Raw genomic sequence first — 12,341 nt, 5'->3', positions numbered from 1 at the left:
ACAATAGTGCTGTCCAGCGACACTGCCTCGATCTTGATGCGCACAACTTGGGCCTGCTGAAGCTCGGCAAACACACGATCGAGCACGCCACTCTTGGACCAGCGACTCATGCGCGTGTAGATGGTGTGCCAGTTGCCCAAGCGCGCGGGCAGGCCACGCCATTTGCACCCGTGCTCAGCAACATAAAGAATCGCATTCAACACGTCCAAATTCGAGACACCTACATTGCCGCGCTGTACAGGAAGGCAGTGCTCGATCTGGGCAAACTGGGCTGGTGTGATTTCCATGGATGAAGTATCTCTGGCCACCCAGGGGTAACTCAATTAGTGTTAACACGCCCTAGTTCACGAAACAAGAGCATCTTTCAGTGCTCTTGCCCGCCCCTTGCCCTGCGCTCCTCGGCACGGCCTCAAGGGGTGGGGAGCCTGAATCGGGCCATTGCTACGCTCGGCCCTCCAAATTAATCTTTTCCCTGCTGGGCAAAGATGAATTCAAGACCTTGAAAAGGCTGGAGTTTGGAGCTTGCTCGCACTGCCTATCAAGTTTGAACTTCACCCAGGAACCCGCCGCTCTGACGCGACCAAAGGCGAGCATAAATGCCCCCTTTAGCTAGAAGTTCGGCGTGAGAACCTTGCTCAACGATACCCCCTGCATCCAACACCACCAGACGGTCCAGGGCTGCAATGGTAGAGAGCCGGTGCGCAATGGCAATCACGGTCTTGCCTTGCATGAGCGTGTCAAGGCTCTGCTGAATGGCGGCTTCTACCTCGCTATCCAGTGCGCTTGTGGCTTCGTCAAGCAGCAAGATGGGGGCGTCCTTCAGCATGACGCGCGCAATCGCCACGCGTTGGCGCTGCCCGCCAGAGAGCTTCACACCACGTTCGCCTACCTGCGCATCGTAGCCACTACGCCCCTTCAGATCCGTGAGTTGGGCGATGAAATCTGATGCCTCGGCACGGTCAGCGGCGAGGCGCATGGCTTCCTCGGTGGCCGCTGGATTGCCGTAGAGAATGTTTTCGCGCATGGAACGGTGCAGCAAAGAGGTGTCTTGCGTCACCATACCGATGGCACCGCGCAAGCTGTCTTGCGTGACGGCACGGATGTCTTGCCCGTCAATAGTAATACGCCCTCCCTGCAGCTCATGAAAGCGCAGTAGCAGATTTACCAGCGTGGATTTACCCGCTCCAGAGCGGCCAATGAGCCCGATGCGCTCACCCGGGCGCACTGTGAGACTCAGATCATCCATCACTGCCCGGCCGTCTGCCTTATAAGCAAAGCGCACGTTCTCGAACTCGATTTTTCCGTGCGTGACTTGCAAAGGCTTGGCATCTGGCTCATCCATGATGCTGCGCGGTTTGGCAAGCGTGGCTATCCCGTCCTGGATGGTGCCAACGTTCTCGAACAAACCTGTCATCTGCCACATGACCCAGTGTGAATACCCCATGACGCGCAATGCCATGGCAATCACTGCAGCCACGACGCCCGCCGAGACTTGACCATTCGACCACAACCACAGCGCCGTGCCCGAGCTGCCGAGCAGCAAAAGCGTGATCATCAAGTGGTTGGTGATCTCGAAGCTGGTCACCAGACGCATTTGTGCATAGCCGGTATTTTTGAATGCATCCATGGCACTTCGTGCGTACTCCGCCTCGCGACGTGTGTGAGCAAACAGCTTGACCGTGGCAATGTTGGAGTAAGCGTCTGTGACGCGGCCGGTCATCAAGGAGCGCGCATCGGCCTGCTGCTTGCCAATGCGGCCCAGCCTTGGTACGAAATAAAAGCACGCACCAACGTAGAAGATCAACCACAGACCAAAGGGCAAGACCAGCCGCCATTCGAAGCTGGCCGCCAGCACCAGAATGCCGATCATGTACACGCTCACACCCACCAGCACATCCACGACCAGGAAGACCACTTCACGCACGGACAAGGCCGTTTGCATGATCTTGGTCGTAATGCGGCCAGCGAATTCGTCCGCATAGAACGACATGCTTTGACCCAGCATCAACCGATGAAACACCCAGCGCAAGCGCATGGGAAAGTTGATGGCCAGCACCTGGTGCATCACCTGCGTGTGAAGCGCCAATAACGCTACGCTGGAGAGCAGGATGGCTGCAATCCCCAACGCGGTTCCGCGCTGAGCCTCCCAGAATCCGGCAGGCGGGACTGCAGCAAGCCAATCCACGACCCGGCCCATGATGGCGAACAGCACAGCCTCATAGACAGCCAGTAAGGCAGACGTAGCGGTAAGTAACAAAATCCACCCACGCATGCCCTGGGTGCAAACCCATATAAAGGCTAAAAATCCCCGCGGCGGTGGTACAGGATCAGTTCCGGGATACGGAGGAACACGATTTTCGAAAAAGGAAAAGAACACAGGCAAGAATCTCCAAGGGCACACATGTTAGTACGACCTCAAGACATTTTCAGAGAGGTGTCTCTCTAAAGCGTGTTGCTGCCAAAGTAGATTGGCGGGATTCGCAAAGTATGTGTCGCGAAGGCCAACTTGGACCGCTTGGAGGAACGCAGCAGGAGCCTGGAATAACGAAGGTAGCGCCAGACTGATTGCGACCGAAGACCGTGTTGTCGATCTCCCCCAAAATCCCGGAGCTCGTCAACGCGGCATCAAAGAAGCTGATTCGCCCATCCCGACTTGCTAGATCGACGCGACGGCCTTGCAAGGTGGCGCCAAAGGGGAAGCAGCAATTGCACACGCGTTCCTCTACCCTGGGCTGGCTCTATCAGGATGTGTCCTCCCAGTTTTTTTGCACGGCGAGCCATACCGAGCAAACCCCGTCCCCCGCTGCTGCTGTCTGTTGGGCGCGCCTGCAGAGTATCGGCTCGAAGCCCCGGCGGCAAGCCGACTCCGTTATCAACAATCTCCAGAACCAAGGCTCGCGTGGTTTTTGCATAGCCGCAGGCCACAACCACTTCGTCAGCCCCGGCGTGGCGCACCACATTGGCCAAAGCTTCTTGCGCCACGCGCAACACCTGCCTTGCTGCATCACCACGCAAACACTCCAGCACCTCCTCATCTGATATGTGCCAGCTCATCTGCAAACCAGCGGCCTTCAGCAGCGGCTGCAACCTGTAGCGAAGAGATGCCAGATGCTCAATCACACTGCCATCATGGCTTTGGCCATCGACCAGTACCTTCAACTCCAGCAGACAATGTTGAAGCGAAACAGCGGTGGCTCTTTGTTGTGGTGAACCAGTAGCCAGTGCAGCGATGATGCTGGCCAAGTGCGAACCAACACCATCGTGAAGATCCTGCGCCAGCTGTCCACGCTCTGACTCCTCGGCGGAATGCACGGACTTCCACGTGGAAGTCTCGATCCTTCGACTCAAAATCAGCCACAGGACAAGCAGCGCAGCGGCAAAGAAATAGTGGGAGACAGACCGCAATGCATCGCCCATTGCATGCGAGCTCACGTCTTCCGCCATCACGCCCAAACCGCCGGTCAAGACAAGCAACACCATCCAGCCCTCTGGCCTGGTGCTTCTCCAAGCCAGTTGAATCACTCGCACACTCAGCACTATGGCGAAGACAGCATTCGCGTATGACCACCCAAACTCGCCAATGTCTGATGACCAAGCCAGCGGCGTCATCGGCAGTGCCGCGAACCAGGCCCCGAGTAAGGCCTGGACCGCTAGCAACGCCGTTTGTGGCCAATGCAAAGCATCCATACCCTGAAGCAGAAACGCCGTGATGCCGAGAATCGCAATCTGATAGGCGATACGCACAACGCATGGGCCGTCATGTACAAACCAACCTCGCTCCGTGAGCAAGGTGACAGTAACCACAAGAGTCCACGGAAGCATGGCAGCGGCGTAGAGCAAGTCCAGCAAACACCCGCGACGCCAAAAAGCGTACACAGCATAGAGCGCTAAACAAAGCGCCACCACTATCATCACCAGCGAGGCCATCATGACTGATCCCCTCATACACTGCAGCTGACCGACTCAGAACATCAATAAAGCAGACCGTACATCGACGCTTGACTCACCGCCTGCGCTCGGGAGTGCACGTGCAATTTCCTGTAGATATTCCGAATGTGTGAGTTCACGGTTTGATCGCTGATGACCAAGCGCCGCCCGATCTCACCACTGGTGTAGCCCAACGCCACCATACGCAGGACCTCTCGCTCACGTTCAGACATCTGGTCGCTGCTATTGCGCCCTCCTGGCAAGCATGGAGGTTGACACTGACCTCGACGTGGCGCGCCGGAGGATTCAAGCCGGTGGAGCAGGCGCCGGGCCAAGTTCGGGGTAATAGACGCACCTCCATTGACCACTTGGAGTACTGCTTGTGCGAAGCTTCCGAACCACGAGTTCTTGATCAGATAGCCGGTCGCCCCGAGCTCGAACGCTTGAAGCGCCTTATCCTCGTCCTCCATCGCCGATACCACTACCGCTTCGGCTGCAGGGCGCATGCTTTTCATGTACTCAATGAGTTGAAAACCTGTGCCGTCGCCGAGGTTGAGATCGACCAGCATGACGTCCACTTCATTCGTTGCGATCATGCGCTTTCCCTCTCGGAAACTATCCGCCTGGCCGACCAAATGAATGCGAAGGTCTGCCAGCAGCTCCTGAGAGATCACACGCCGCATATGAGGATCGTCGTCAACCAGGATGACTCTGACGGGCTGATCAGGCTGACCCGCCATGAAATGTGGCCAGATGGAGGATGCGGCCTCAGAACCACTCATGACACCCGTGCCAGTAGTGGGTGCTGCGGATCCATTCGCTACCAAGCCTGGGGCGAGCGAGTTCATCTTTGTCTCCTCATCAAAGGGTGATGAGTAACGAGCAGAGCATGGACCTGACGTCTCCTGCATCAACCACCGCCAATCAGCGATCACCCCAGACACAAAAGCGGCTTAAAACGTTACGTAGCAAAGCGTAATCCACCCAAAAGCGCTTGTCGTGAGCATAGGCCTACATTTATCACTTAGTTACTTAATATACATATTGAAACTAATGTGTTCTGCGAGGATGTTTGCTATCACCCTTGAAGCACTTGACCCAAGTCAAGACACGTTGCGCGCGGCCAGTAGCCAAAAATACACAACCTGAGACACACCCTTTCCTGTCTACCTAATGGTAGCGATTGGTGCGGCCCGCTTCGACCCGGACACTGACATCCGACGACATCGCAATCCGGACAACCCAGACCAACTGGAAGACCCTGAGGGCGAAGGCGTCAAACCTCGGCAAGCCTGATCCCAGGAAGCCGAATCCCTGTCAGCAAATCGTTGGAGGATCTTCATCATGAAAAAGCTTGCCCTTTTCGCGTTGACTGTGATTGCAACCGCGACATACGCCGCGAGTCCTGTTCAGCCAGGCGCGATATCCATTACCGGCACATCCACCCAGGTCGCCAGCGTAAGCAGCGGATCTTCGGTGATGAACACCAGCAACGCTGGAACATACGCGGCCCAGAACCAAGCGTCCAACCAAGGCAACATCACCATCGGTGGAACCTCGACCCAGACGTCTGGCATCACTAACTCCTCGGTGCACAACACCGGGTACAACGGCGGCGATGTGGCCGTACAAAGCTTGGCCTCGAACGTAGGCAACGTCAAGATCACAGGCACCTCCACGCAAAAATCGGACGTCACCAACAGCACGATGTCCAATGAAGCCAAAGGTGACGGCTGTGACAATTGCAGCGCCGGAACTGCCACGGCCTACCAAAATGGTGCGACCAACTTCGGCGATGTCACTATCTCCGGAACGAGCACCCAAACGCTGGGCGTGAGCGGTGGCTCGACAGTCCGCAACAAGGCTGACGGCGGTGACGCAGTTGCTGTACAAAACTTGTCCTCGAACTATGGCAAGGTCACTATCAGTGGCACCTCAAGCCAGTCCACCTGGATCAGTGGCAACTCACTGGTCGCGAACTTGGCCCATGGCAACGGTAGCTCCGCCTACCAAAACCTCGCCTCGAACGACTATTGCCTGCCCCCACCGCCAGTTTGCTCTGGCGCCTCCTGCGGTCCCTTCTCGGTGGCGCGTCGTTGATGTGGTGCCTGCAAGCCTGAAACGCGGGCGACGCCAAGCTGCGGCTTCGCATAGCTAGGCATCTCCCGCGGCCATCAGGCCAATCAGGTAACCGGCCAGAGATAACCAAAGCGGAAGACCGGAGTTGGGTTGTGCATTGCAACCCAACTCATTTGGTAAGAAACAATGAGGTGATGCCATGTTGAACACAACACTTGCTCAAGTATCGACAGTTGGTGCCCTTTTGATCTTTGCGGTGACCGCGTTCGCACAAAACGCTCCCGGCGAAGATCCAGTGCTAATTCAATCTCGGGTGACCTACCAGATGGCCCCCAATCCCATCATCACCAAGTCTACTTCGATGAATATGCAGACGGGTATGTCGGGTGCGGACCAAGCCAAGATTGCCCGCTATACCGCCATGGCGTACTCCGCGACGCCGGGCGTGCTGACGGATAAGGATGTTGTTAACACTGTCCACACCAATGGCCTGAGTACCACTTGCACACAGAGCGTTGCCAGCAACATCGCTCCACCGTCGGGCGGAGCAAGCGTGATGGCTGCTCCGCAGGTTGTGGTGCTACGCGGCGATCTTGTGAACGTCTGCAACTGACGCGAGCACGCGCACCGAACCGCACCCTGGCGGATCGGTAGCGCTTCGCTATCGATTGGGACAGGGTAGCAGCGAGGGGACCCATCATGAAATCAGCAATTGGTACACGGACTTCCTGGGCTGAGCCCACTCCAAGTCTTGTAGCGAGCCGTGAGGGGTTCGCAATGGGAAAGCGCCTTATGTGGGCGGCAATGTCCGCCGCGGCGCTTTTCAGTGGCTGCGCTCAATTGGACCCTCGAAAGGACGCTGAATACCAGTCGTACGCTCCAACGGCCGACCGCCCTGTCGTACGCCCCGTACGATCTATTTCAAGTTTCAATGAATCTTTGGTGTGCATGGACTACATGCTCCGTGCTGCAGAGATCCCTACCACTCTGATCACTGCCAAGCAGTTTCCAGACTACTCCGGGAAAGTGCCAGCGGCCACCAAGGACATGATGATTACTGCGTTGTCCCGCATGTCGCGCGTGTCGAACGCCTTTCGCTATGTCGACTATGAGGTGAATCTGGTGACGCAAGACACCGTACAAAACCTCACCACGATCCTGCTAAACAACAACCAGATGCAGTTGCAGCGCCCGGCACTCTACATCTCAGGGGGGGTGTCGTTTGTGGATCAGAACGTGTTCACAAACACCCAGAGTTTTGGTACTGCCGCCAATCGTTTGAACACTGGATACAACCACAACCGCAGTGCCACCTTGCTCGGCCTGGAAATGCATCTGGGCGATTTCCGTACTCGGACTTTCCTGCCTGGCCTGGATTCGGCCAATGAAGTCGTGTTTGGAGGAGGCAGCGAAGGACTGGATGTGGCAGGCACCATCGGTATCTATGGCGTCAAGTTCACTCTGGGGCACGACTACACGCAAGGCACCGGCGGTGCTCTGCGTACGCTGGTTGACTTGGCGGCTGTTGAACTAGTGGGTAAATGGGCCCGCGTTCCGTATTGGCAATGTCTGATGCTTGAGCAGACAAACCCCAATTTTCTGAGACAAATGCGCGACTGGTATGACCAAAGTGGACCAACAGGTCAGTTGCGCCTTATCGAAAACTCGCTATTCAGCCAAGGATATCTGGCTAGCAGTGACCGGGGCCTTGCTGTCAACGACCCTCGCATGCGTGGTGCGCTGGCTAGATTTCAATCGGACAGCGGCATCATCGTCTCCGGTGTTCTGGATTTTCCAACCTATGAACGAGCCTTGCGCAACTTCGTCAAATTGAACGAAGACGGCGCGTTAGAACGTATAGGCTGGTCAACTAGTGGTCCAGTCGACTTGTTGGCCATGAGCCCTGCTCCATCGGAGGGCCTCCAGTCGGTCCGGCCGTGGATGATCGATATGCAGATAGAGAATCCGCAACCTGCGGGCGAACGACCCGCGTTCACGGAAGGCGAGCAGGTATTTCTCTCGGCCACACTTTCACGCGCGTCTTACCTTTACTGCTACTTCTCGGACGCCGCGGGCAATGTGATGCGTTTATTACCTAACGCCATATCGACCAACGCCCTGGTGTCAGCCGACCAGGCCATTCGCATCCCTGACTGGATGGCGGCAAACCCGGGATTCATTCTGGATGCTGGCAAGCCAGGCGTAGAGGCTGTGATCTGCGTGGCAACCGCCCAAGACCCTGCCTCGCGGCTACCGCCTGAAATGCAGCTTCCTGCACTGTCCAACATGAGAGGAGTACAGGGGATACAGGGTGTACAGCAAAGCTTTTCGGCCGCCCTGGGCAAAGCTGACTTTGTCACCCAAGTGCTGCAGTGGAACGTCATCGCCAAGAAGCCGACTCCACCCGCTCCTGCGCAGGCCGCGAAATAACGCACAACGAGAGCTCCTTCATCCACCCCGTTGAAACCCGAGGGCTCGATCATGCGTCTTCCGTTATCCACGCTTGCAATCCTTCTGACTGGGATGACGGCTTTGGCCCCCCCTACAAACGAAGCTCAGGCAGCAGCGCGCGCGATTGACGAAACGCGCACGCCTATCCCTCTGGTGCCCCCAAGCGCCATTGAAGTTGCACCTTCGTTCAGGCAGAGCATCACTGCGCCCCGAGTAGCTACGCCGAAAATAGAGTCCCGCAACGATGCCACGCCCCCCATCGTCGGCCCACCAGTCGCGACCAATACCCTGGCGGTACGTCCTCTGATCAGCCCTGAGGTGCAGCGCGAGCTACAGCGCCTGCAGCGGGTCGCAGAAACCACGCGCGGCTACGGCAGCTCAGCCGCTTCAGCTCAAGCGGCTTGGTTACTGGGTCTGATCTACCTCCATGGTGCGGGGGTGCGGAGAGACACCGTCACGGCCCACACCTGGTTTGAACGAGCTGCCAGGCTTGGCCGGGAACCATGGGCCTACGCTGGACAAGCCTGGTGTGCCATTGATGGCTGTCAAGGCCCCTCAGACCCGGTTCTCGCGCGACGTGCGATCGTGCAACTGCGAAGCGCACACCCTGCCCGCGCAGATTTTCTAGAGTGGGTGCTCCTGGCCCGCGAAGCGCCCTTGCAAGTCAGCCAACCGGGATTGGCACAAACCGAGATTTTGCAGCTGCCACAGCCGGAGCTATTGCGAAAAGCAGCAAGCGAAGGCGATATTCATGCGCTTATTGAGCTAGGACTGAATGCAGTAACCAACAACCAGTTGTCTGAGGCATTGGAGTATTTTCGTCGCGCCGAACCTGGTTCTCAGGCTGCCCAGGCGAACATCAGACAAATCGAATCACGCATGGACTCACGAAGGCTGAACCAGACTGCTATCTCCGGTGACGCCAGTGCGGCTGAACTACTTGCAGCGGCACGGAAATATCACAGGGGAATTGGTGTACCAGTCAATTATGTGGAGGCTGTCAGGCTATATCGCCAGGCTGAAGCAAAAGGTAGCTTGGAAGCAAAAAAAATGCTCGGTTTGATCTTCTCTCAGCCCTCACCCACGGGGGGGATCAGCATCGGATGGATGCAGCAATTGGCTTACGCTGATCCCACCACCACCATCCCTTCCGTAGGAATTCCCGGCAGCATAGACCTGCTCTACCGTGAACCCACCCCGCTGTTCGATTTACTGCCTCAGTTCTGGCGCAGGCAGATCACGCAAATGGCACGATAACCACGCCCCGTAGAGACTCAGCTCCTGAGCGCTGCGCGCAATTCTTTTCCAATCTCAGGCCGCTCAGCAAACGGGTCTGGAGGATTCTGGATACTCAGGATGGCCTCCATTCGTGAGGCCACATTTCCCAAGGCCTTCGGGTGGCTAAAGATATAGAACAGATCAGTGGCAATGCCGTCGAAAACCTTCTGAGCGACATCAGCCGCGGAAACCTTACCGCTCCCCACCGCTTTGTCTGTCATTGCTTGGCTGATACGTTGGCTAGGAGTCGGTTCAGCAGGCGGCAAGTCCGAGGAGCGGTTACGCTCACTTTTGCTGATGCCCGTAGGCACGAAATAAGGACAAAGGACACTGGCTGAAATTTGATCCGTGACCAATCTCAAATCCTGATAGAGCGTCTCCGTCAGCGAAACGACCGCATGCTTACTCACGTTGTAGATACCCATATTGGGTGGTGTAAGAAGGCCTGCCATGCTTGCGGTATTAACGATATGCCCTTCGTATTCAGCATCGGTCTTGGCTGCCTCGAGCATCATCGGGGTGAAACAGCGCACGCCGTTGATCACGCCCCATAGATTCACTCCCAAAACCCACTCCCAATCCTGGATTGAGTTCTCCCAGATCAAACCACCTGCGCCAACACCCGCGTTGTTGAACACGAAATGCGGCGCGCCAAATTCTTCACGAACGTCCCGTGCCAGCGACTCCATCTCAGTGGACTTGCTGACATCAACCTTGCGCGCCAGAGTGCGCACGCCCATCGATTCGAGCTCCGCTTGCGCAGATTCAAGCGCATCTTGTTGAATATCCAGCAACACCACATTCATACCGCGCAGGGCTGCCAAACGGGCGCATTCGAGGCCAAAACCTGAACCGGCGCCTGTCAACACGGCGGTCTTGCCTTTGAAATTCTTGATCATGATTTTTTCCTGTTAACCATCACCCAGGCATCACACCGGCATGGCACGGCGAATGATGGCGTCGCAATTAGCGTTAGCGGACAGCGTTCCGAATACATCGTGGCGTGAGGCCAAGCGCGAATCACAGAATGCGCCCACTACCTCAGGCGGCGAGGTTTGCGCCAGCAGCGCGCCCTGCACCGTGAGCGCCACATCGCGTGCGAGCTGGCGTGCTGTGGACTCCGTAGCGTGGCTGCTGATCAAAGCCGGCATGGCGTTGATCATGGCGTCTAGTGCCGCATGCGCACCGCGTGCAGGCGCCAATTCGTCTGCCAGGGCGGCGGCCACATCCCCTTTGCGTAAAGCGCGAAGCAAATCGAGCGCCATGATGTTGCCTGCACCTTCCCAGATGCTATTGAGGGGCATTTCACGGTAGATACGCGCAGGAATGCCTTCGCCACCCTCCTCCACGTAGCCGTTGCCGCCCAGGCATTCCATGGCTTCCTGAGCGAAGAGGCTGCCGCGTTTGCAGATCCAGAACTTGGCAATCGGCGTGAGCACCCGCGCCAGCAGCTTTTCGGCGGGATCGTCTTGTTTATCGAAGGCACGCGCCAAGCGCATCGACAACGCCGTGGCCGCTTCGCTTTCCAGCGCTAGATCAGCCAGCACGTTTTGCATCAGAGGATGCTCATTAAGGTACTTGCCGAACGCCCGGCGCTGGTTGGTGTGGTGCAAAGCGATAGAGAGCGACTGGCGCATCAGACCACTTGTACCCAGTGCGCAGTCAAGCCGCGTCATGGTGCCCATGGCCAGGATTTGGGGCACACCCCGGCCTGGCTCGCCCACCAGCCAAGCCAGTGTTTCATCAAACTCGACTTCCGAGCTCGCATTGGCCTTGTTGCCCAGCTTGTCCTTCAAGCGTTGTATGCGCAACGTGTTTCGTGATCCGTCAGGTAGCACGCGAGGCAGGAAGAAGCACGACAAGCCGCCCTCGCCCATGCCCTCCACGTAGGCCAGCACCAGGAAGGCATCACACATGGGTGCAGACATGAACCACTTGTGGCCGGTCAGGCGATAGCGCTCGCCCCATACATCTCGGCCATCAGGCACAGCACGCGTGCTATTGGCCCTGACGTCTGAACCGCCTTGCTTTTCCGTCATTCCCATGCCCATGGTGACGCCGGCTTTGTTTCGCCAGGGCTTCATTGCCGGGTCGTAGGCACGGCTGGTGAGCTGAGGCGCCCAGTCGCGATAGATGGCGGGGTTGTCTTTCAATGCGGGGGTCACCGCATAGGACATTGAAATCGGGCAGAGCGTGGATGGCTCCAACTCTGTAAACAGCATGAAACCCGCCGCTCTCAGTACATGCGGGCTCGCACCTGCTCCGCTGTCCTCCGCCCAGGGCGTTCCGTGCAGACCGGCGCCGGTGGCTGTAGTCATCAGGGCGTGGTAGCCAGGGTGAAACTCCACCTCATCCACCCGGTTGCCAAAACGATCATGCGTATGGAGTTCGGGTGTATGGACGTTGGCCAGCCGTGCATGCCTCTGCATTTCAGCGCTGCCCACCAGTGCGCCGAGCGAAGCTAGTGGCTCCACATTCAGGCCTGGTGCGTTGAATGTCAACGCGTCTCGCAGTGGCTGGTTGCCCTCGAACAGATTGACATCAGACAGGGGCGCCGCCTGGTTCAGTACATCGTGCGTCAAGGGCATGGAGCTCTCCTTCGTGAA

General features: G+C 57.3%; 11 protein-coding genes. 5 read left to right on the top strand and 6 right to left on the bottom strand.

Going from position 1 to position 12,341, the window contains the following annotated elements:
- From G518_RS0114295 to G518_RS0114280, 4 genes are all read right to left on the bottom strand, one after another.
- Window positions 1–287 (bottom strand): IS5 family transposase (locus tag G518_RS0114295; protein WP_028603137.1); only part of this gene is annotated, 287 nt, incomplete at its 3' end.
- Window positions 288–538: 251 nt separating this feature from the next.
- Complete coding sequence (locus G518_RS0114290; protein ID WP_028603136.1) at window positions 539–2,377, bottom strand: ABC transporter ATP-binding protein; 1,839 nt, start codon at window positions 2,375–2,377, stop codon at window positions 539–541.
- A gap of 248 nt (window positions 2,378–2,625) precedes the next feature.
- Window positions 2,626–3,930, bottom strand: coding sequence for a sensor histidine kinase (locus G518_RS0114285; protein ID WP_028603135.1), 1,305 nt, complete (start codon window positions 3,928–3,930; stop codon window positions 2,626–2,628).
- 41 nt (window positions 3,931–3,971) lie between these two features.
- Window positions 3,972–4,775 (bottom strand): response regulator transcription factor, encoded by an 804-nt coding sequence (locus G518_RS0114280; protein ID WP_028603134.1) that lies wholly within the window; start codon window positions 4,773–4,775, stop codon window positions 3,972–3,974.
- Window positions 4,776–5,100: 325 nt separating this feature from the next.
- Here G518_RS0114280 and G518_RS41295 point away from each other — a divergent pair, with 325 nt between their 5' ends.
- From G518_RS41295 to G518_RS35175, 5 genes are all read left to right on the top strand, one after another.
- Window positions 5,101–5,223 carry a hypothetical protein gene (locus G518_RS41295; RefSeq protein WP_281170533.1) on the top strand — a complete coding sequence of 41 codons (123 nt, stop codon included), beginning with the start codon at window positions 5,101–5,103 and terminating at the stop codon, window positions 5,221–5,223.
- 48 nt (window positions 5,224–5,271) lie between these two features.
- Window positions 5,272–6,027, top strand: coding sequence for a hypothetical protein (locus G518_RS38475; RefSeq protein ID WP_051236670.1), 756 nt, complete (start codon window positions 5,272–5,274; stop codon window positions 6,025–6,027).
- 178 nt (window positions 6,028–6,205) lie between these two features.
- Window positions 6,206–6,619 (top strand): hypothetical protein, encoded by a 414-nt coding sequence (locus tag G518_RS0114265; RefSeq protein WP_028603133.1) that lies wholly within the window; start codon window positions 6,206–6,208, stop codon window positions 6,617–6,619.
- Between the two features lie 335 nt (window positions 6,620–6,954).
- Window positions 6,955–8,436 (top strand): DUF4384 domain-containing protein, encoded by a 1,482-nt coding sequence (locus tag G518_RS0114260; protein ID WP_245597970.1) that lies wholly within the window; start codon window positions 6,955–6,957, stop codon window positions 8,434–8,436.
- A gap of 51 nt (window positions 8,437–8,487) precedes the next feature.
- The gene (locus G518_RS35175) at window positions 8,488–9,714 is read left to right on the top strand and encodes a tetratricopeptide repeat protein (RefSeq protein WP_051236667.1); all 1,227 of its coding nucleotides are present in this window, start codon (window positions 8,488–8,490) and stop codon (window positions 9,712–9,714) included.
- A gap of 17 nt (window positions 9,715–9,731) precedes the next feature.
- On the opposite strand, the gene G518_RS0114250 is transcribed toward G518_RS35175, so the two are convergent.
- Window positions 9,732–10,634 (bottom strand): SDR family oxidoreductase, encoded by a 903-nt coding sequence (locus G518_RS0114250; RefSeq protein ID WP_028603131.1) that lies wholly within the window; start codon window positions 10,632–10,634, stop codon window positions 9,732–9,734.
- Window positions 10,635–10,664: 30 nt separating this feature from the next.
- Window positions 10,665–12,323 carry an isovaleryl-CoA dehydrogenase gene (locus tag G518_RS0114245; protein ID WP_028603130.1) on the bottom strand — a complete coding sequence of 553 codons (1,659 nt, stop codon included), beginning with the start codon at window positions 12,321–12,323 and terminating at the stop codon, window positions 10,665–10,667.
- Window positions 12,324–12,341 lie beyond the last annotated feature (18 nt).

This window comes from Ottowia thiooxydans DSM 14619 (assembly GCF_000422885.1).
Taxonomy (GTDB): domain Bacteria; phylum Pseudomonadota; class Gammaproteobacteria; order Burkholderiales; family Burkholderiaceae_C; genus Ottowia; species Ottowia thiooxydans.
Note: the sequence above shows the minus strand (reverse complement) of the source record. Positions and strands in the feature narration are given on the sequence as shown.